At 70.3% G+C, this 19,183-nt stretch carries 19 protein-coding genes; 14 read left to right on the top strand and 5 right to left on the bottom strand.

Features of this window, described 5'->3' with window-relative positions:
* Positions 1-3: 3 nt before the first annotated feature.
* Positions 4-1,260: a hypothetical protein gene (locus GVN21_RS03515; RefSeq protein WP_166573324.1), complete on the top strand. Its 1,257-nt coding sequence runs from the start codon at positions 4-6 to the stop codon at positions 1,258-1,260.
* Here the strand turns inward: GVN21_RS03515 and GVN21_RS03510 are convergent.
* Together GVN21_RS03510 and GVN21_RS03505 are read right to left on the bottom strand one after the other, a co-directional pair.
* Positions 1,208-2,575 (bottom strand): O-antigen ligase family protein, encoded by a 1,368-nt coding sequence (locus GVN21_RS03510; protein ID WP_166573323.1) that lies wholly within the window; start codon positions 2,573-2,575, stop codon positions 1,208-1,210. The genes GVN21_RS03515 and GVN21_RS03510 overlap by 53 nt on opposite strands.
* Entirely contained in the window at positions 2,565-3,389 is an 825-nt protein-coding gene (locus tag GVN21_RS03505) for a WecB/TagA/CpsF family glycosyltransferase (RefSeq protein WP_166573322.1), read from the bottom strand. The genes GVN21_RS03510 and GVN21_RS03505 overlap by 11 nt, the downstream gene beginning before the upstream one ends.
* 75 nt (positions 3,390-3,464) lie before the next feature.
* On the opposite strand from GVN21_RS03505, the gene GVN21_RS03500 reads away from it, so the two are divergent.
* The 11 genes from GVN21_RS03500 to GVN21_RS03450 all read left to right on the top strand — a co-directional run bounded on the left by GVN21_RS03500 (position 3,465) and on the right by GVN21_RS03450 (position 12,671).
* Positions 3,465-4,115, top strand: coding sequence for a sugar transferase (locus GVN21_RS03500; RefSeq protein WP_205689906.1), 651 nt, complete (start codon positions 3,465-3,467; stop codon positions 4,113-4,115).
* On the top strand, positions 4,112-5,065 hold the full coding sequence (locus tag GVN21_RS03495) for a glycosyltransferase family A protein (RefSeq protein ID WP_166573321.1): 954 nt from the start codon (positions 4,112-4,114) through the stop codon (positions 5,063-5,065). Before GVN21_RS03500 ends, GVN21_RS03495 begins: the two co-directional genes overlap by 4 nt.
* Positions 5,062-6,024 (top strand): glycosyltransferase, encoded by a 963-nt coding sequence (locus GVN21_RS03490; protein ID WP_166573320.1) that lies wholly within the window; start codon positions 5,062-5,064, stop codon positions 6,022-6,024. Before GVN21_RS03495 ends, GVN21_RS03490 begins: the two co-directional genes overlap by 4 nt.
* A gap of 149 nt (positions 6,025-6,173) precedes the next feature.
* On the top strand, positions 6,174-6,896 hold the full coding sequence (locus GVN21_RS03485) for a transaldolase (protein ID WP_346764214.1): 723 nt from the start codon (positions 6,174-6,176) through the stop codon (positions 6,894-6,896).
* Positions 6,896-7,624 carry a nucleotidyltransferase family protein gene (locus GVN21_RS03480; protein WP_166573319.1) on the top strand — a complete coding sequence of 243 codons (729 nt, stop codon included), beginning with the start codon at positions 6,896-6,898 and terminating at the stop codon, positions 7,622-7,624. Before GVN21_RS03485 ends, GVN21_RS03480 begins: the two co-directional genes overlap by 1 nt.
* Positions 7,621-8,160, top strand: coding sequence for an HAD-IIIA family hydrolase (locus GVN21_RS03475; protein ID WP_166573318.1), 540 nt, complete (start codon positions 7,621-7,623; stop codon positions 8,158-8,160). Before GVN21_RS03480 ends, GVN21_RS03475 begins: the two co-directional genes overlap by 4 nt.
* A 16-nt stretch (positions 8,161-8,176) precedes the next feature.
* Positions 8,177-8,800: an SIS domain-containing protein gene (locus GVN21_RS03470; RefSeq protein ID WP_166573317.1), complete on the top strand. Its 624-nt coding sequence runs from the start codon at positions 8,177-8,179 to the stop codon at positions 8,798-8,800.
* A 4-nt stretch (positions 8,801-8,804) separates the two neighbouring features.
* Positions 8,805-9,836, top strand: coding sequence for a galactokinase (locus GVN21_RS03465; RefSeq protein ID WP_166573316.1), 1,032 nt, complete (start codon positions 8,805-8,807; stop codon positions 9,834-9,836).
* The gene (locus GVN21_RS03460; RefSeq protein WP_205689905.1) at positions 9,833-10,909 is read left to right on the top strand and encodes a dehydrogenase; all 1,077 of its coding nucleotides are present in this window, start codon (positions 9,833-9,835) and stop codon (positions 10,907-10,909) included. Before GVN21_RS03465 ends, GVN21_RS03460 begins: the two co-directional genes overlap by 4 nt.
* A complete protein-coding gene (locus tag GVN21_RS03455; protein WP_166573315.1) occupies positions 10,906-11,598 on the top strand; it encodes a sugar phosphate nucleotidyltransferase in 693 nt (230 codons plus the stop codon). Before GVN21_RS03460 ends, GVN21_RS03455 begins: the two co-directional genes overlap by 4 nt.
* Positions 11,595-12,671 (top strand): endo-1,4-beta-xylanase, encoded by a 1,077-nt coding sequence (locus GVN21_RS03450; protein WP_166573314.1) that lies wholly within the window; start codon positions 11,595-11,597, stop codon positions 12,669-12,671. The genes GVN21_RS03455 and GVN21_RS03450 overlap by 4 nt, the downstream gene beginning before the upstream one ends.
* On the opposite strand, the gene GVN21_RS21300 is transcribed toward GVN21_RS03450, so the two are convergent.
* Positions 12,661-13,347 carry a 4'-phosphopantetheinyl transferase superfamily protein gene (locus tag GVN21_RS21300; RefSeq protein WP_166573313.1) on the bottom strand — a complete coding sequence of 229 codons (687 nt, stop codon included), beginning with the start codon at positions 13,345-13,347 and terminating at the stop codon, positions 12,661-12,663. The two genes, GVN21_RS03450 and GVN21_RS21300, sit on opposite strands and share 11 nt — an antisense overlap.
* Between GVN21_RS21300 and GVN21_RS03440 the strand changes: the two genes are divergently transcribed.
* The gene (locus tag GVN21_RS03440) at positions 13,283-16,231 is read left to right on the top strand and encodes an acetoacetate--CoA ligase (RefSeq protein ID WP_166573312.1); all 2,949 of its coding nucleotides are present in this window, start codon (positions 13,283-13,285) and stop codon (positions 16,229-16,231) included. The genes GVN21_RS21300 and GVN21_RS03440 overlap by 65 nt on opposite strands.
* A 10-nt stretch (positions 16,232-16,241) precedes the next feature.
* Here the strand turns inward: GVN21_RS03440 and GVN21_RS03435 are convergent, their stop codons facing one another.
* Positions 16,242-16,709 carry a hypothetical protein gene (locus GVN21_RS03435; protein ID WP_166573311.1) on the bottom strand — a complete coding sequence of 156 codons (468 nt, stop codon included), beginning with the start codon at positions 16,707-16,709 and terminating at the stop codon, positions 16,242-16,244.
* Positions 16,710-16,782: 73 nt separating this feature from the next.
* Positions 16,783-17,853, bottom strand: coding sequence for an alkene reductase (locus GVN21_RS03430; protein WP_166573310.1), 1,071 nt, complete (start codon positions 17,851-17,853; stop codon positions 16,783-16,785).
* 226 nt (positions 17,854-18,079) lie between these two features.
* On the opposite strand from GVN21_RS03430, the gene GVN21_RS03425 reads away from it, so the two are divergent.
* Positions 18,080-19,183: an NAD(P)-dependent alcohol dehydrogenase gene (locus GVN21_RS03425; protein WP_166573309.1), complete on the top strand. Its 1,104-nt coding sequence runs from the start codon at positions 18,080-18,082 to the stop codon at positions 19,181-19,183.

Here is a 19,183-nt window from a genome sequence, read left to right as displayed (position 1 = left end):
CTCATGTCGCGGTATCTGACGCCCATCATCGAACAGGCCCTGTGGTCGGCGCTGAACCTCGGCGTCGCCCTGCTGCTCGCCAAGCTGGCGGCGCCGGAGGCGTTCGGGGCCTTCATCTTCTGGGCCAGCATCGCCTATGTGCTGAGCAGCGTTCAGAACGCCCTGACCCTGGCCCACCTGCAGGTCCTACCCGCCGTTCCCGGCTCGGACCCGGCCCGGCGGCCGACCGAGCGGGTTATGCTGGCCGTGACGGCGGTCTTCCTGGGCGCCACGATGGCGGGGGCGCTGGGCCTCAGCGCCGCGCTGGGCGTCACCTCGCCCGCCCTGTCTGCCCCGGCGGCCGTGGTCTTCGTGCCCGCCTTCCTCCTCCAGCAGTATGTCCGCTTCCTCTGCTTCACGCGGGGCGCGGCGCGGACGGCCATGGTCCAGACAGGCTGGGTGCTAGTGCTGGCGGCGTCATTCCTGCTGCTGGGGTGGCGGCTGTTCCATCCGCTGACCGCCGACGAAATCCTGCTCCTGCTCGGCGCCGCCTATGGACTGGTCGGGATCGCTGGACTGGCGCGGGCAGTGCGGGGCCTCGGAATGCCGGGCCTCGCGGACCTCAAGGCCTACGCCAGGTTCGTGCGGCAGAGCGGCTGGATTTTCCTGGGGGTGGCGAGCAGCGAGCTTCTCGCCCGGTTCTATGTCTTCGCGGTCGGCGGCACGCTCGGCGTCACGGTGCTGGCCCTGCTGTCGTTCAGCCAGACCTTCCTGCGCCCCGTGCCCCTGCTGGCCACGGCCTGGAGCATGGTCGGTCGCAACGACCTGGTGCGCCAGCGCGAGGCCGGCGACTGGCGCGGCTATGGCCGGAACCTAACCCTGGTCGCCCTCGGCGGCCTGGTCGTCGCGGCGGTGTGGACGGCCATCGTCCATGCCCTGTGGCCGACCATCACCACCCTGGCCTTCGACGGACGCTATGCCGAGGCGCGGAGCCTGGTGCTGTGGTGGGGGCTGGCGATGGCCATCGCCTTTGCCCAGACGGTGCTCAGCACGGGCCTGCAGACTCTGCGCGCCTTCAAGACCCTGGCCTGGTGCAACGCCGGGGCGGCGGTGGTCGCGGTGGGCGCCATCCTGGTCGGGATGAACCTTCTGGGCGGACCGGGGGCGGTGATCGGCTCGGCCCTGGGTCAAGGCGTGGAGCTGATCGCCATGGCCGGCCTGCTGGCCGTCATGCTGCGCCGCGCCGCTTCAGGTCCAGGCTCACCCCCACGACCAGGATGATGGTCCCGAAGATGGCGTTGGCGGTGAAGTAGCTGCTTTCCATCCAGTTGTGCCCGAAGAACATCAGCGGGAAGACGCCCAGGAACGCAGCCGCCGCAAGGGTCGGTTGTACCCCGTCCAGCGCCGCCGCGCGCAGGTCGAGCACACCCCGGCCCATCCAGCGGGCCAGCAGGAAGCAGGCGCCGAGCAGGCCCGGCAGGCCGGTGGTCACGGCGATGTCGAGATAGCCGTTGTGGGCCTCGTTGGTGAAGGCGTCAGGGCGGGCGAACCAGTAGTCGGTCTGCAGGCTGGGCTGCACACGCGGATCGACGTCCCAGAAGGAGCCGAAGCCGACGCCGGTCAGGGGCCGGGCCAGGAACTCCTCAAAGACGAACTCCCAGACATCGCGGCGCTGGGTGAAGGTCACCCCGCGCAGGGGATCGAAGGGGTCCTGACCCAGGCTGTAGCTATAGCCCAGCCAGGCGAACAGGGCGGTCAGCACGACCAGCGCCCCAACCGCCCCCACCGCCAGGATGTCGATGGCCCGGCGACGCAGCAGGGCCAGCAGGAAAGGGATGAACAGCACCACCCCGCCGAAGATGCCGATGCTGGTCTTCGACTGGCTGGCGATCAGCAGGGCGACGGAGGCCAGGGTCACCGCCCACCAGAAGACCTGGCCGCGCAGGCTGATCCGCCCCCAGGCGTAGGTTCCACAGACCAAGCCGGCCAGCAGCATCACCGCCCCCAGGGTGTTCTTGTGGGAGTGGATGGCGGCGAGGCCAAGCTCGGTCATCGACCGCTCGTACATCAGGATCCAGGAGGCGAAGTCGATGCCCACGACAATCGCGCAGGCGATGGCCATGGCCGCATGGACGCGCCGCGTGTCGCTCAACCCCAGGACCACGGCGACACAGATCATCAGGTCGATGCCGTAGAGCAGCAGCCGCCGGCTCGCCGCCCCCGGGTCGATCGACCAGCGGACGGTCAGCACGAACCACAGCATCAGCAGCAGCAGCGGCCAGAGTCGCACGGCGGTGGTCAACAGGTCGCCCCGCCGCCACCACAGCAGCGGCGTCGAGGCCGCCCCCAGCGCCAGCCAGATATAGCGGTTAATCGGCGACATCTCAGTCGCCCCGGTCAACGGGTCCAGCGCGACGGTGTGGACGTAGGGTTTGTTGCCGATCAGCACGTAGAGCAGCATGGCGACCAGCACCACGCCGGCGTAGGCGACGATCCAGCGCTCACCGAAGGCCTGGCGCGCGCCCCGGTCCCCGGCCTTGATCTGCCGCCACTCTTCGGCGGCCAGGGCCGCGCGGGCGGTGGGGTCAGCCGACATCGGCGGCCTTCCGCAGGCCCAGCCGCAGCCTGGCGGCGTCGACAAGGGCGATGGCCAGCCCCTGCATCCCTCGCACCAGATAGCGTTTCCACAGGCGACGCGGCTCCCGCATCAGCCGGTAGAGCCAGACGGTTCCCGAGCCCTCGACCCAGTCGGGCGCGGCCTGGGAGTGGCCGGTCAGCACATTGATCGAACTACCGATGCACAGGCCGATGCCGGTCGCGCCGCCGGCGGCGATCACCCGCTGGCAGAACTTCTCCGACTGCGGCGGCCCCATGGCGACCATCACGTACTGCGCGGGATTGGCCACGACGAAGGCGACAGCCTCGGCTACCGCCTCCGGCATATTGATGAAGCCCATCGGCGGGTTGTGATGGAACAGCCGGGTCAGTCCGAACTGGACCCGCAGCGCCTCGATCACCTCCGGCGTACCGCCGATCACACTGATCGCCGTATCCGGGTCGATATGGTCCTTGAACAGCCGGTCGACCACGTGGGCGCCCGGGGCAAACTTCAGGTCCAGGCCGCCCAGTCGAGCCGCGGCCAGCAGGATGCGGCTGTCGTTGCTGCTGAGCAGGCAGGTGTCGCCACAGGCGGCGAACTCGGCGTCCTTTCGCCGCAGCAGCACATGCTCGGCGTTGGGAGTGACGAAGGCTGAAAACGCCGCCCCGGAGGGGCGTTCGGTCAGGATACGCAGCGCCTCGTCCACATCGACCGGGTGGAATCTCAGGCCGGCAAAGCGGACCGCTGGCGCGGGACTTGCTGTCTCGCCCGTGAAACCGCCGCCCCTGTCCCGCTTCGCGCCCAAGGTCATAGTCCGTCCATGCCCCGTTCCCCCGCCCCTGTGCAAGCTGGCGCCGATGCCGCCGGGCGCGCTAAGGCTGAATTCATGACCGAGGGGGCAACCAAGGTCGCCTTCGCGGGCGGTCGCGACGTGACGGCGCAGCTGGCCGTCAAGCGGGCGATGGACATCGTCGGCTCGGCCCTGCTGCTCGTCCTGCTGGCCCCGCTGCTGGCGGTGGTCGCCATCCTGGTGAAGACGACCTCGCCCGGCCCCCTGCTCTACGGCTGCGACTGGGTGGGACAGAACGGCCGCCGGTTTCGGGGCTACAAGTTCCGCACCATGGTTCCCGACGCCGACGCCCAGGAAGCCAGCCTTGCCGCCGGCAACCTGATGAATGGCCCGGCCTTCAAGCTGGAACACGACCCCCGCATTACCCCGCTCGGCCGGGTGCTGCGCAAATACAGCCTCGATGAGCTGCCGCAGCTGTGGAGCGTGCTGAAGGGCGATCTCAGCCTGGTCGGCCCCCGCGCCCCGCGAGAGCACGAGTACGCCAAGTTCACCCCCTTTCAGCGCCAGAAGCTGGCCGCCAAACAGGGCCTGACCTGCCTGTGGCAGGTGGAGGGCCGCCACCGGATCACCGACTACGATGAGTGGGTGAAGCTGGACCTGCAGTACATCCGCGACTGGTCGCTGTGGCTGGACATCAAGATCCTGTTCCGCACCATCGGCGTGGTCGTCCGGGGAACGGGCGCATGAGCGAGATCGCCATCAGCGTCGTGGTGCTGAGCTACGACCGCGTTCACCTCTTGGGCCGCACCCTGCGCGGCGTGCTGGCCCAGCAGACGCCCGGCTTCGCCTTCGAGCTGATCGTTGTCGACAATCATCCGGACCGGCTGGCCGAGGGCTTGGTCGCCGATCTGGCGGCAGCGCATCCCGGCGTTCCCGTGCGCTATCTCAGCGACGGCCGCCGCAACATCTCCATCGTCCGCAACACCGGCATCAAGGCCGCGGCCGGGACCTATGTGGCCTTCATCGATGACGATGAGGCGCCCGACGCCGGCTGGATTTCGGCCCTGCACGCCTGTCTGGAACGCACCGGCGCGGACGCCGCCTTCGGCCCCAAGCTGCCCGAGTTCGAGGGCGGCCAGGCGCCGGACTGGGACCCCCAGGGCTGGCGCTACACCCTGGACTTCCGCCTGCCGGCCGACACGCCGTTGCACCTGTTTGGTCGCTTCCGGAAGAAGGGCAAGGGGCTGGGCAGCGGCAACGCCGCCTTTCGGGTCGCGACCTGCCTGGCCGAGGCGGAGCCCTTCGCCGTGGCCTTCGGCGACGCCAACGGCGAGGACACCCAGCTGCTGTTCCGCCTAGCCCTGGCCGGCCGCCGCTTCGTCTGGTGTCCTGACGCGGTGGTGCGGGAGTTCATCGAGACGACCCGCGCGGATCCCCACTATATGCTGACCCGCATGAAGCGGGGCTCCCAGCACTATGCCGTCTGCCGGGTCGATACGAGCCGGTACAAAACCCTGACCAAGGCGCGGGTCGCCCTGCTGGGCCTGGCGCAGTGGAGCGTGCACGCCGGCCTCTATGTCCTCAGCGGCGAGTTCCTCAAACCCCGCCGGTTCGACCACCGCATCGGCATGGCCAAGGGCCTGGGCAAGCTGACCTGGCGCAAGCCGATCGGCTTCATCGCCGAGAAGCCCGCGTGAGCGACGCCTGGCCGGACTTCAGTCTCGTCGTCTGCACCTATGACCGGCCCGACCATCTGGCCCTGACCCTGCGCTCCTGCCTGACGCAGGCCAATCGCCGCGACCTGACCATCGAGCTGGTGGTGGTCGACAACCACCCGTCCGGCAGCGGCCAGGCGGTCTGCGAGTCCCTGTCGGCCGAGACCGGCCGGCCGATCCGCTATGTGACCGATCTGACCCGCAACATGTCGGTCCTTCGCAACCGAGGCTTTGCCGAAGCCCAAGGCAGATGGCTGGCCTTCATCGATGATGATGAGGTCGCCGACCCCGACTGGACCGACGCGATGGCCGCCGCGTTCGAGGCCAGCGGCGCCGACATCGTGGTCGGTCCCCGGCTGGCCCGTTTCGAGACCGGCGCGCCGCCGGCCTACGACCCCACCGGCGCCCAGTTCACCCGTGACCTGCATCTGCCCGACTTGGCTGAGATCGTCCTGACCGACCCGGACGGCCGGCCCCGCTATGGCCTGGGCACCGGGAACTCGGCGTTCGATATGGCACGCTGTTTCGTTCCGGGACGTCCCCCCATGCGCGAAGCCTTCGGCGACGCCGGCGGCGAGGACGCCGAACTGTTCGTGCGGCTGTACCGGGAAGGCAAAAGAATCGTCTGGGCCAACGGCGCGCGGGTCACCGAGACCGTTTCGGCGCACAGGACCCTGCCCGCCTATCGCTTCATTCGGACGCGCCGGGAAACCCAACACTACGTGGCCATCAGCCTGGACCAGTCGCCGAACCCGCGACTGACCTGGACCGTCATGCTGGCGAAAGGATTGCTTCAGGTTGCGTTTGGTTTTGCGCTCTCTGTTCTGACCTGGGAATTCGGTTCAGAGCGCAGGACCAAGGGCAGAATGTTGATTGCCCATGGACTAGGCAAGATTTCATGGATGAAAGCTGTCGGCTATATTTCCGAACCCTCTATGTGAACTCTAGTCGACCCATCGCTTAATTATTCAGTAACCAATAATAAATCCTTACCAAATATTGGCATCGTTCTTGATTGAGCTCGGGCCAACTGTGTCCAATTGGATCAAGGTTCGGAGAGACCATGTTGCGCGATCTGGAAATGCCCCTCGTGGCCCCCCTCCCCCAGGTGCTGGAAGGCATCAAGCTTTTCGGGGACGGCGCCAGCCTGACCGACTTCGCCCGGCTGTACAGCGAGGGCCGGGTCGTCGGCTTCACCACCAACCCCACCCTGATGTTCAAGGCGGGCGTGCCCAACTACGAGGCCTTCGCCAAACAGCTGATCCAGCTGATCCCCGACCTGCCGCTGTCGTTCGAGGTGTTCAGCGACGACTTCGCGGAGATGGAGCGCCAGGCGCGGCTGATCGCCGGCTGGGCCGCCAACGTCTACGTCAAGATCCCGATCACGAACACCAAGGGCGAGAGCAGCCTGCCGCTGGTCGAGCGCCTGTCGAAGGATGGGGTGCAGTTGAACGTCACCGCCATGCTGACCCTGGAACAGGTGGCCGGCACTGTGGAGGCGGTCTCCGCCGACGTCCCCTCGATCATCTCGGTGTTCGCCGGACGCATCGCCGACACCGGCGTCGACCCGATGCCGATAATGCGCGCCGCCGTCGCCATGGCCGCCCGCAAGCCCCTGGCCGAAGTGCTTTGGGCCAGCTCCCGCGAGGTGCTGAACCTGTACCAGGCGCGCGAGTGCGGCTGTCACATCATCACGACCACCCCCGACCTGCTGAAGAAGCTGGACATGGCCGGCAAGGACCTGGACCAGCTGTCGCTCGAGACCGTGGCCATGTTCCGCGACGACGCCGTCTCGGCCGGTTTCACCCTCTGATGCGCCGGGCGCTGGTCCTGGCGGCGGGTCTGGGCAGCCGGCTTCGGTCGGTGGCCGGCGACCTGCCCAAGCCGCTGATCCCGTTCGGCGGCGCGCCGGTGCTCGCGCATAATCTCCGCTGGCTGGCCGGCCAGGGCGTCAGCGAAGTCTGGATCAACCTGCACTATGCCGCCGACGCCATCCGCGCCGAGATCGGCGACGGCTCGGCCTTCGGGCTAAAGGTGACCTACGTCTTCGAACCCGAGCTTCTGGGCACCGCCGGCGCCCTGGGCAACATCCGCCAGGTCGCCACCGAGCCGATGCTGGTCGTCTATGGCGACAGCCTGGTCCGCTGCGACCTCGCCGCCCTCACCGAACGCCACGCCGCGCGCGGCGCCGAGGTAACCGTCGCCCTGTTCGACCAGGACAGCCACCCCCACACAGGCATCGCCGGCGGCCGCGTCGAACTCGCAAGCGACGGGGCCATCGTCCGTTTCGTCGAGGGCGGAACCGTCACCGGCCCGGCCCTGGTCAACGCCGGGGTCTATGCCATCTCTCCCAGCGTCCTCGACCTGATCCCGCCCGGCTTCAGCGACTTCGGCAAGGACGTCTTCCCCGCCATGCTGGCCCAGGGCCGCCGCCTCGACGGCTGGATCATCGACGAGGCCGGCTTCTGCCTCGGCCTCGACACCCCCCAGAGCTACGCCAACGGAACCGCGCTGCTCGCGCGCGGGCGGGTGACCCTGTGAGCGGCCGCCGCGCCATCTTCCTCGACCGCGACGGCGTGTTGAACGCCGTGGTCTGGCGAGACGGCAAGCCTGCCTCCCCCCGCTCGCCCCTCGAATGGGAAGCGGCGATCGACGCCGCTCCGGCCCTGGCCGCCCTGCGCGAGGCCGGCTTCCTACTGCTGGTGGTCACCAACCAGCCGGACGTGCGCCGCAGCCTGATGAGCCAGGCCACCCTCGACGCCATCCACGACAAGCTGCGCGAGCAGCTCAGCGTCGATGACCTGATCGCCTGCGTCCACGACGACCGGGACGCCTGCGCCTGCCGCAAGCCCCGGCCGGGCATGCTGCTGACCCTGGCCGAGCGCTGGGGTGTCGACCTGGCCGAAAGCTGGATGGTCGGCGACCAGGACCGCGACATCGCCTGCGGCCGGGCCGCCGGCTGCCGCACCCTTCTGCTGACCCGCCCCTACAACAGCGGCGCGGGCGCCGACCTTCACACCGACAGCCTCGCCGAGGCCGCCGCCGCCATCCTCACCCCCCTGCGCCAGACCGCCTGAACGGAACCCCCCTGCCATGTTCACCGACCACTTCTTCGACGCCGCCACCCGCGCCCTCGCCGCCATCGACCGGGACGCGGTCGAGGCTGTCGCCAGCACCCTTGCCAAGGTGCGCGACACCGGCGGGCGACTGTTCATCATCGGTGTCGGCGGCAGCGCCGGCCACGCCAGCCACGCCACCAACGACTTCCGCAAGATCTGCGGCTTCGAGGCCTACTGCCCGACCGACAACGTCTCGGAACTGACCGCCCGCATCAACGACGAGGGCTGGGAAGGCGTCTTCTCGACCTGGCTCGCGTCCAGCCGCCTGAAGCCCGAGGACGGCCTGCTGATCTTCTCGGTCGGCGGCGGCAGCCTGGAGCCGCCGGTCAGCGCCAACATCGTCCGCGCCATCGAATACGCCAAACAGGTCGGGGCCTCGGTGACCGGCATCGTCGGCCGCAACGGCGGCTTCACGGCCCAGGCGGCCGACGCCTGCGTGGTCATCCCCACTGTTGACGCCCAGCTGATCACCCCCATCGTCGAAGGCCTGGCGGCCGTGGTCTGGCACCTGCTGGTCAGCCATCCGGCCCTGGCCCTGAGCAAGGGCCACTGGGAGCAGATCGCCCCCGCGCAGCCTCAAGCCACGGCGGCGGCCTAAGTCCATGATCTCGACCGTCACCCCCTTGCGGGTCACCCTCGGCGGCGGGGGGACGGACCTGCAGAGCTACTACCGCAACAGCGGCGGCTTCATCTTCGCCATGGGCCTGGACAAACACATCCACATCACCGCCCACCGGCCGGCATTCGACGACCGTGTGGTGCTCTACGGCCCCCAGCCAGAGGTCTCGCCCCGGGCCGAGGACGTCAAGCATGAGCTGGTCCGCGCCGCCCTGATCGCCCATGGCATGGACGACCGGATGGAGGCCGCCTCCCTGGCCGACATCGCCGGCGGCACCGGACTGGGCTCCTCGAGCAGCTTCCTGGTCGGCTTTCTGAACGCCCTGCATGCCATCAAGGGCCACCGCCCCGACCCGCAGGACCTGGCCGAGGAAGCCTGCCGCCTGGAGATCGAGACCCTGCAGAAGGGCATCGGCAAGCAGGATCAGTATATGGCCGCCTTCGGGGGCCTGACCACGCTGGACATCGCCCCCGACGGCCAGGTGAAGGTCGGACGGGTCGAGATCGCGCCGGACGTCCAGGCCGCCTTCATCCGCCACACCCACATCTACTACACCGGCCTGCGCCGGGATGCGGCGGTGATCCTGGCCGACCAGAACACCGCGATGCAGACCACCGCCTCGCCCGAGCGCAACCGGGTGGGCGACAGCCTGGATTACATCCGCGACCTCGGCTACCGCATCCGCGACGCCTGGATTGCCGGCGACCGCGACGCCTGGGGCCGGATGCTGGACGAGCACTGGCGCCACAAGAAACAGCTCTCCAGCCAGATCAGCTGGCCTCACATCGACCAGCTTTACGACCACGTTAAGGCTGAGTTCAGCGTCAGCGGCGGCAAGGTGATCGGCGCCGGCGGCGGCGGCTTCCTGATGCTCTACTGCCCGACCGACGGCCAGGCGCTGGAGGCCTGGATGGCCTCGCAGAACATGCCCCGCCTGCACTACGACATCGATCCGCAGGGCTCCCGCGTGGTCGGCGGCCGGCAAGCCGCCCGGTCGGAGCTTGTCGCCGCGTGAGCGAGGCTGCGCCCCTGACCCGCATGGCGACCCTGACCCGGGCGGGGGTGCGGGCCCGCGCCCCCCTGCGCCTGGGCCTGGCCGGAGGCGGCACCGACCTGTCGCCCTATTGCGACCGCTTCGGCGGCGCGGTGCTCAACGCCACCATCGACCGCTTCGCCTTCGCCCACATCAGCGAGGACCCCGAGGGCGGCATCGCCTTTCGCGCCAGCGACATCCGCGCCGAGGAGCGCTATCGCACCGGCGAGACCATGGCCTCCAACGGCCCGCTGATGCTGCACAAGGCGGTTTACCGACACATGACCCGGACCTGGCTGGGTGGCGAGCAGCCGCCGATGATCGTCTCCACGACCACCGACGCCCCGCCGGGATCGGGCCTGGGCTCCTCCTCTGCCCTGGTCGTGGCCCTGGTAGAGGCTTTCCGCGCCGCCCTGGACCTGCAGATGGGTCCCTATGATGTCGCCCGGCTGGCCTGGCAGATCGAGCGCCAGGACCTGGGGCTGGCCGGCGGTCGGCAGGACCAGTACGCGGCCGCCTTCGGGGGCATGAATTTCATCGAGTTCCTGGCCGATGATCGGGTGGTGGTGAACCCCCTGCGGGTGCGCCGTGACTATCTGAACGAGCTGGAATCGGCGTTGGTCATCTGCTTCTCGGGCCAGTCGCGCCAGTCGGCCGAGATCATCAGCCAGCAGGTCACCGGCCTGTCGGAGGCCCAACCGGAAGTGCTGGAGAGCATGCACCGCCTGAAGGCGGACGCCCACGCCATGAAGGACGCCCTGCTGGCCGGCGACATGCGCCAGATCGGCCGGATCCTGTTGCGGTCCTGGGAGGCCAAGAAGATGACCGCCAGCGGCATCGCCACCCCGGTCGTCGACCAACTGTTCCAACTGGCGATGGCCCAGGGCGCCTGGGGCGGCAAGGTCTCCGGCGCCGGCGGCGGCGGCTTCCTGATGTTCGTCACCGACCCGGAGAACCGCTACCGGCTGACCTCCGCGCTCAACGAGGCCGGGGGCCAGGCCAGCGCCGTGAAATTCACCTACGATGGGGCCGAAGCCTGGCGGGTGGGTCCATGAGCCAATGCGTCATCCTGGTCGGAGGGCTGGGCACACGCCTGGGCGAGGCCGCGCGCCTGACCCCAAAGCCGATGCTCGAGGTGGCCGGCCGGCCGTTCCTGGAATACCTGCTGGCCAAGGCGGCGCGTCACGGATTCCGCGAGGTGCTGCTTCTGGCCGGCCATCGGGCCGAGGTCATCGAGACCTGGCTCAGCGAGGCCGCGGTCGCCGCTTGGCTGGGCGTCGAGATCGCCGTGGCCCGCGAGCCGGCGCCGCTCGGCACCGCCGGCGCCCTGGCCCATGCGCGCGGCCGGCTGGCGAGCGACTTCCTGCTGGTCAACGGCGACACCTGGTTCGACTTCGACTGGAGCGGCCTGACCCTCGGCTCCGCCGACGCCGCCCTGGCCCTGCGCCAAGTCGCCCCGGCCGATCGCTATGAGACCATCGTGCTGGACGGCGGATGGGTCCGCGAAATCCGCCCGCGCCAGCCGGACCTGGCCGAGGGCCTGATCAACGGCGGCGTCTACCGCCTGCGCCGCCAGGCGCTGGATGGCGTCGAGGGCGTCGCCTCGCTCGAGTCCGAGGTGCTGCCGCGCCTGGCCCGCGAAGGGCGACTCGGCGGACAGAGTTTCGACGGCGCCTTCATCGACATCGGCATCCCCGAAAGCCTGCAGGCGGCGCAGGCCCTGCTGGGCGAGGCCGCCGAATGATCGGGGTCTCGCGACGGCTGGCCCTCGGCGGCGGCCTCGCGGCCCTGGCCGGCGCCTGCGCGGCGCGGGAGCCGGACGGGCTGGCCTCGCTTGCCGCCCGGCGCGGGGTGCGCTTCGGCGCGGCGGCCGAGCCCCAGACCCTGGAGAACGACCGCGCCTTCGCGGCCCTGGTGGCCGCCGAATGTGCCGGCCTGACCCCGGAAAATCACCTGAAGTGGAACGTCCTGCGGCCCCGCCCTCGGGCCTTCGACTTCGGCCCCGCCGACCGCATCATGGCCTTCGCCGAGCGCAACCGCCTGGCCGTCCACGGCCACGCCCTGCTCTGGCACGAGGCTAACCCCGCCTGGCTGTCGCACGAACTGCGCCCGGTCGCGGCAGAGGAGATCCTGCGCGAACACATCGACGGGGTGGTGGGCCGCTATGCCGGACGCATCGCCTCCTGGGACGTGGTCAACGAGGCGGTCGAGCGCAACGACCGCCGCCCCGACGGCCTGCGACGCTCGCGCTGGCTGGAGACGCTCGGTCCCGACTACATCGCCATGGCCTTCGAAGCAGCCCACCAAGCCGATCCAGCCGCCGTGCTGCTGCTGTCGGACTATGGCCTGGAGTATGACGATGAGCGCTGGATGGTGGAGAAGCGTGGCACGATGCTGACCCTGCTGGCCGGCCTGCGGCGGCGCGGCGTGCCGATCCATGGCCTGGGCATCCAGGGCCATCTGCTGGGCGACCGGCGGCCGGCCTTCGGGCGGGACTTCCGCGCCTTCCTCGGCGAGGTGGCCAGGCTGGGGCTCGAAATCCATATCACCGAGCTGGACGTCAACGACCAGAACACCCCCGGCGATGTTCGCCAGCGGGACGAGACGGTGGCGGCCATCTATCGCGCCTTCCTTGATTGCGTGCTGGACGAGCCGGCGGTGAAGGCGGTCACCACCTGGGGCCTCACCGACCGCTACACCTCCAAGACCGACATGTTCCCCCGCGCCGACGGCCAGCCCGTCCGCCCCCTGCCCTTCGACCGCGCCCTCGCCCGCAAACCGGCCTGGCAGGCGATGGCGCAGGCCTTCAATCGATGACCGGCCCGGCCATCAGCGCCGGCCTCGCCGCCGACAGGGCCACGGCCGACAGCCGCCAGCCGGGTCCGCAGTCGGGCTGGGCGACGCTCCAGGCCATTCCCGGCGGCTCGCCCCCGGCTAGGCCGGACGGCAACAGTTTCAGCCCGGCTGGCTCAACCAAAAAGCCGGTCCCCAAGGCCTTCAGCGCCGCCTCCAGCAGGGTCCAACTGCGGAAGAACCGGTCAGGCCGTTCGTCCGCCGAGGCCCCCTCAATCCAGGCGGCGCAGGCCGGGTCGAACCGGTCATCGGCCACCCCCACCATGTCGACGCCCGCCTCAACCGCCTCGACATCGACCCCAACCCAGCCATCCTTCAGCAGGGCGCAGGCGGCCATCCCGCCGCTGGACGACAGGCTGACGGCCACACCCCGTTCCGCCAGCCAGGGGCTGACCGGAGCGCCGAGGCCGTCATGGGCCAGGTCGCCGGGCCAGCCCTGCGGCGCCAAAAGATCGGCCAGCAACCGCCGCGCCGCGCCGCTCGCCCCATCGGCCCGCCAGCCGACGACCAGCCGGCCGGCGGCCAGAGCGTCGGCGATGCGGGCGGGGTCGAGGTAGGCGGTGTCGGCTATGGTCTTGGATCCGGACGAAAAGGCCCGGCATGGTAGCGGCGCGGCGGCCGTCGGCCAGCCCCTGTTCACCCCGACACCCGAGCGCATCGCCGCCTCGCAGCTGACCGTCTTTTGCCGCCGGCTGGGGGCGCCCGACCCTGCCGCCCTCGAACAACTGGCCATCGACCGTAACGCCGACTTCTGGACCGCCCTGCTGGACTGGCTGGACCTGCCGGTCGAGGGCGAGGCGGCGCCGGCGATCGCGGGCGACGATATCGAGACCGCGCGGTTCTTTCCCAACCTGCGCCTGAACTATGCCGAAGCCCTGCTGCGCGGATCCTCGGAGACGGTGGTTCTGAGATCGGTGCGGGCCGGCGGCGAGACCACGATCCTGACGCGCGGCGAACTGCGCGCGCGGGTCGAGCGGCTGGCCGGGGGGCTGACGGCGCTCGGCCTCAAACCCGGCGATGGGGTCGCCGCCGTGCTGCGCAATGACGCCGAGGCGGTGGTCGCGGCCCTGGCGGTGGCGGCCTGCGGCGGGGTGCTGGCCACCGCCGCCCCGGACATGGGCGCCGCCATGCTGGCCGCCCGATTGGTCGACCTGGAGCCCCGCCTGCTGCTGACCGTGCTGGAACCCCGGCCCTGGGACACAGGCCCGACCCCGGCCGACCGGTTGGCCGAGCTCGCCCGCCTGCTGCCGACCCTGGAAGCGGTGGTTGCGCTCGACCAGGGACCGGCGCCGGCCATCGATATTCCCCTGCACCGGACGGCCGACATCAAGGCGCCGCCCCTGACCGCCTGGCCCCGGCTGCCCTTCAACCACCCTCTGTTCGTGCTGTTCTCCTCGGGCACCACCGGCCGGCCTAAGGGCTTCGTGCACGGCGCCGGCGGGACCCTGCTGGAGCATCTGAAGGAACACCGGCTGCACGGCGACCTGACGGCCGGCGACCGTCTGTTCTTCCAGACCTCGCCGGCCTGGATGATGTGGCACTGGCAGTTGTCGGCCCTGGCCTGCGGCAGCCAGATCGTCTTGTACGACGGCCCGGTCGAGGGGCCGGAGACCCTGTGGCGGATCGTCGAGACCGAGGCGGTCACCGTCTTCGGAGCCAGCCCGCCCTACCTGCGGCTCTGCGCCTCGCTGGGCTATCGGCCGGGAGCGTCGCACGACCTGTCGGTCCTGCGCGCCCTGCTGTCCACCGGATCTGTGCTGCAGCCCGACCAGGCGCTTTGGGTGCGGGAGGCGGCGGCGGACATCCCCGTCCAGTCGATCAGCGGCGGGTCCGACATGATCGGCTGTTTCGTGCTGGGCAATCCCAACCTGCCCGTCTGGCCGGGCGAGGCGCAATGCCGGAGCCTCGGCCTCGACGTCCGCCAGGCCGAGGACGGCGAACTTGTCTGCGCCAACGCCTTTCCCTCCCGCCCCCTGCGCCTGCTGGCCGACCCGGACGGGCGGCGCTTCCACGACGCCTATTTCGCCCGCCGCCCCGGGGTGTGGAGCCATGGCGACCGCATCGAGATCACCCCGCGCGGCGGGGTGATCATGCGCGGCCGGCTGGACGGGGTGTTGAACATCCGAGGAGTGCGGGTCGGCCCGGCGGAGATCTATGCCGCCCTGGCCGCCGTCCCGGAAGTGATGCAGGCCCTGGCCATCGAACAGTCGGGCGAGGAGGCCGGCGACGAGGCCATGGTGCTGCTGGTCGTTCTGGCGCCGGGGGCCGACCTGGACGCGGCGCTGGAGACCCGCATCCGCCGCACCCTGATCGCCGCCGCCGGCCAGAGCCACAGCCCCGACCGCATCATCGCGGTCGCCGGCCTGCCGACCACCCACAGCGGCAAGCTGTCGGAGGCCGCCGCCGCCGACGCCCTGAACGGCCGGCCGGTGGCCAATCTCGGCGCCCTGCGCAATCCCGAGTGCCTGGAGGCCATCGCCAAGGCCGCGCCCGGCGGAACCGGCCTGACCGAGGTGGCCGGCGAGGCGACCCTGGACTGGCTGATGCGGCTGTGGGCCGGCCTGCTGCCGACCCCCCCGGCCGGGCCGGACGACAACTTCTTCGATCTGGGCGGCCATTCGCTGATGGCGGCGCGGGTGCTCGCGGCCGTGCGCCGGCGGACCGGACGGTCACTGCCGATGGCCGCCCTGCTGCATGCCCCGACCGCGCGAGCCCTGGCCGACGCCATCGACGACCCGGCTTGGACCGCCTCCGCCCGACTGGCGCCGATGGCCGCCGGCCATGGCGATCCCCTGTTCATCGTCCACAGCATGACCGGCAATGTGCTGCAGCTCCACGGCCTGGCCCGCGCCCTGCGCAGCCCAAGGCCGGTGATCGGCATCCAGGCCCGGGGACTGGAGGCCGGCGAGACGCCGCTCGCCGAGGTCGAGGCCATGGCTGAGGACTATCTGGCCCTGCTCCGCGGCCGCCAGCCGCGGGGTCCCTATCACCTCTGCGGCTTCTCCTTTGGCGGTCTTGTCGCCTACGAGATGGCCCGCAAGCTGGAGGCGGATGGCGAGACCGTCGCCCTGTTGGTGCTGCTCGACAGCCATGTCGACAAGGGCATGCTGCCCCTGGCCGAACGCGTCCGGCTGCTCGGCATCCGCCTGGCCCACCACGCCCGGCGGATGGCCAGAGTCGGCCCGGCCGGCGCCATCAGCTACGTCGCTGCCCGCCTGCGCGCGTTGGCCGGTAATCCTGACCCGACGCCGGCGCCGGAGCATGAGTTCCCGCCGCGCCTGCAGGCGGTGCGCGACGGCATCCTGGCGGCGACCACACGCTATCGTCCCGGCCGCTATGGCGGGCCGTTGCTGTTCGTCCGCCCCCGCGTGCCGGCCCCGGTCGACTTCGACGCCACGGCGGCGTTTCGCGGTGTCGCCCCAAACCTGAAGGTGGTCTGGGCGGCCGGCGACCACGACACGATGATCGAACCCCCGCAGGTCGATGGTCTCGCCGCCCTGCTCAGAGGGGCTCTTTCGAGCTGAAGTTCCCCGGCTATCGCCGACGCATGGCCAGCGCCACGACCGCGGCCCCAGCGGCGGCGATAAGGGCGTCCTCGACCAGGCCGCTGCGGGTCTGCCCGACATGGGCGATGGCCCGCTTGCGTCCAGCCAGGGTCAGGTAGGCGAGCGGCACCGCCGTGGCGACGGCCAGCGCCGCGCCGGACTTTTCCCGACCGCGCGGGGCCAGGGCCGCCCCGGCGATCCCCGCGCTCATCACCCGCGCCAGAAGGCCCAGCGGCACGGTGCGGTCCGGCGCGGACTTCATCTTGTCTCCGAACAGCTCGCCCACGCCCATGGCCAGCGCGCCGAACCTGAACATCGGATGGTCAAGCAGGAACAGCCTGCCCGGCGTTCGCTCGCCCGCGAGGCGGGCGGTCGCGATGGCGGCCATGGGGGTCATCGAACGGGCGCTGGCGACAGCGCCGATCAGGGCGGAGGGAAGAAGCGAGGTGTTTGCCATAGGGGCTCAACCCCCGGGCCGGCCGCCGGTTCAATCACCGATCCGACAGGCCGGCGCCGGACCCCGGTCTGTCCTAGGCTTCGACGTGGGTGTCCTCCAGCGCCGGATAGTCGGTGTAGCCGGTGGCGTCGGAGGCGTAGATGGTCTGAGGAACCAGGGCGTTCAGCGGCGCGCCGGTCTTCAGCCGCAGCGGCAGGTCGGGGTTGGAGATGAAGTCCTTGCCAAAGGCCACCGCGTCGGCGATCCCGGCGTCCAGCGCCGCCTGGGCGCTCGCCCCGGTGAACCCCTCGTTGGCGATGTAGACGCCCCTGAACCGCTTGCGCAGCTGCGGCCCCAGGCTGTCGGGGGCCTGGTACTCACGCGCGGCGATGAAGGCGAGGTTCCGCTTGTCGAGCTGGTCGACCACATAGCCGAAGGTCCCGGCCAGGTCGCTGTCGCCCATGTCGTGGGAGTCGGCGCGGGGGGCCAGGTGCATGCCCACCCGGTCGGCGCCCCAGACGGAGATGGTCGCGTCGGTCGCCTCGAGCAGCAGGCGGGCGCGGTTCTCGATCGGGCCGCCATAGTCGTCGGTGCGCTTATTGGAGCCGTCCTGCAGGAACTGGTCGAGCAGGTAGCCATTGGCGCCGTGCAGCTCGACCCCGTCGAAGCCAGCGGCCTGGGCGAACTCCGCGCCCTGGCGGAAGGCCTCGATGACGCCGGGGATCTCGTCCCGCTCCAGCGCGCGGGGGGTGACATAGTCGCGCTGCGGCCGCAGCAGGCTGACCTGGCCCTTCGGGGCGATGGCGCTGGGCGCGACCGGCAGGCCGCCGTCATGGAAGATCGGGTCGGAGATGCGGCCGACGTGCCAGAGCTGCATGAAGATCCGCCCGCCGGCCTCATGCACGGCGCGGGTCACGCCCTTCCAGCCCTCGACATGGTCGCTGTTCCAGATCCCCGGCACGCCCTGGTAGCCGACGCCCTGCGGCGTCACCGGCGTGGCCTCGGTGAGGATCAGGCCGGCCGAGGCGCGCTGGACGTAGTAGTCGGCCATGAGTTGGTTGGGGATGTGGGTCTCGCCGGCCCGCAGCCGGGTCAGCGGCGCCATGATCACCCGGTTGGGCAGATCCAGATCGCCAAGGCGAAGGGGGTCGAACAGGCTGGGCATGGATAGTTCCTCGGCGAAGTGCAACCAGCCATGTGGCTATTTCGGGCAAAGCCGCAAGCCGGGCCCGGGTCGAGGAATCCTGATGGTCGGGCCAAATAATCTCCCGCCCGACAAAAACACCAACGCGCTTGGCCCCACGGCCCCGACGTCAGCCTTTCAAGCGCTGTTGACGGACTGGGCGGCGCGCTGAGAGTGGCGAGCGAACCCTCAAGTGGAGAGATCGCCGATGGACATCCTGGCCGCCGTGACGACTGGCCCCGGCGAACCGTTCGCCTTCCGCACCCTGCGCCTGGACGAGCCGCGCGCCGACGAGATTCTGGTTCGGATCGTCGGGGTGGGCGTCTGCCATACCGACCTGGTGTTCAAGGACGCGGGGATGATCGCGGCGCCCGCCGTGCTGGGCCACGAGGGGGCGGGCATCGTCGAGAAGGTCGGGTCGGCGGTGACCAAGGTGGCGCCCGGCGACCGGGTGGCCATCACCTTCCGCTCCTGCGGCCACTGCTCGCGCTGTGACCGGGGCGACGCGGCCTATTGCGAGACCATGCCGCTGCTCAACTACGCCGGCATGCGCACCGACGGCAGCAAGGCCCTGGCCGATGGCGAACAGCCGGTCGGCAGCAACTTCTTCGGCCAGTCGTCCTTCGGCGCCCATGCCCTGACCTACGAGCGCAACGTGGTCAAAGTGCCGGACGACCTGCCGCTGGAACTGTTCGGCCCGTTGGGCTGCGGCATCCAGACGGGCGCGGGCGGGATCATGCGGTCGCTGGCCTGCGAGGCGGGCTCAAGCCTGCTGATCACCGGCGGCGGGCCGGTGGGCCTGAGCGCCGTGATGGGGGCGAAGATCCAGGGCTGTTCGACCATCATCCTGGTCGAGCCGCACCAGAGCCGACGTGAGCTTGCCACGGAATTCGGCGCCACCCACGTCATCGATCCCACGACGCAGGCCGATCTCGCGACCGCCGTCCGCGCCATTGCGCCCAAGGGCGTCGACTATGCCTTCGACACCTCCGGCGTCCCGGCCGTGCAGGCCGCGGTGATGGGCGCGCTGGGGTCCAAGGGGGTGTTCGGCATCGTCGGAATCGCCCCGCCCGGCACACCCCTGCCCGGCGAGATCAACACGGTGATGACCTTCGGCCAGACGGTGAAGGGCATCATCGAGGGCGACAGCGACCCGGACGTCTTCCTGCCCGAGCTAATGGAGCACTACCGGCGCGGCGCCCTGCCCTTCGACCGGATGATCACCACCTTCCCCTTCAGCCAGATCAACGAAGCCATCGCCGCCCAGCATCGCGGCGAGTGCGTCAAGGTCGTGCTGCTGATGGAGGGATAG

The sequence above is a fragment of the Caulobacter sp. SLTY genome, from assembly GCF_009905535.1.
GTDB lineage: Bacteria > Pseudomonadota > Alphaproteobacteria > Caulobacterales > Caulobacteraceae > Caulobacter.
The sequence above is the reverse complement of the archived record's forward strand: the minus strand, read 5'-3'. Positions and strand labels throughout refer to the sequence as shown.

Coding starts and splice junctions, on each gene's coding strand:
- GVN21_RS03470 (WP_166573317.1), top strand. CDS start 8,177: ATGTTCACCGACCACTTCTTCGACGCCGCCACCCGCGCCCTCGCCGCC.
- GVN21_RS03515 (WP_166573324.1), top strand. CDS start 4: ATGTCGCGGTATCTGACGCCCATCATCGAACAGGCCCTGTGGTCGGCG.
- GVN21_RS03455 (WP_166573315.1), top strand. CDS start 10,906: ATGAGCCAATGCGTCATCCTGGTCGGAGGGCTGGGCACACGCCTGGGC.
- GVN21_RS03495 (WP_166573321.1), top strand. CDS start 4,112: ATGAGCGAGATCGCCATCAGCGTCGTGGTGCTGAGCTACGACCGCGTT.
- GVN21_RS03500 (WP_205689906.1), top strand. CDS start 3,465: ATGACCGAGGGGGCAACCAAGGTCGCCTTCGCGGGCGGTCGCGACGTG.
- GVN21_RS03425 (WP_166573309.1), top strand. CDS start 18,080: ATGGACATCCTGGCCGCCGTGACGACTGGCCCCGGCGAACCGTTCGCC.
- GVN21_RS03465 (WP_166573316.1), top strand. CDS start 8,805: ATGATCTCGACCGTCACCCCCTTGCGGGTCACCCTCGGCGGCGGGGGG.
- GVN21_RS03505 (WP_166573322.1), bottom strand. CDS start 3,389: ATGACCTTGGGCGCGAAGCGGGACAGGGGCGGCGGTTTCACGGGCGAG.
- GVN21_RS03435 (WP_166573311.1), bottom strand. CDS start 16,709: ATGGCAAACACCTCGCTTCTTCCCTCCGCCCTGATCGGCGCTGTCGCC.
- GVN21_RS03480 (WP_166573319.1), top strand. CDS start 6,896: ATGCGCCGGGCGCTGGTCCTGGCGGCGGGTCTGGGCAGCCGGCTTCGG.
- GVN21_RS03430 (WP_166573310.1), bottom strand. CDS start 17,853: ATGCCCAGCCTGTTCGACCCCCTTCGCCTTGGCGATCTGGATCTGCCC.
- GVN21_RS03510 (WP_166573323.1), bottom strand. CDS start 2,575: ATGTCGGCTGACCCCACCGCCCGCGCGGCCCTGGCCGCCGAAGAGTGG.
- GVN21_RS03450 (WP_166573314.1), top strand. CDS start 11,595: ATGATCGGGGTCTCGCGACGGCTGGCCCTCGGCGGCGGCCTCGCGGCC.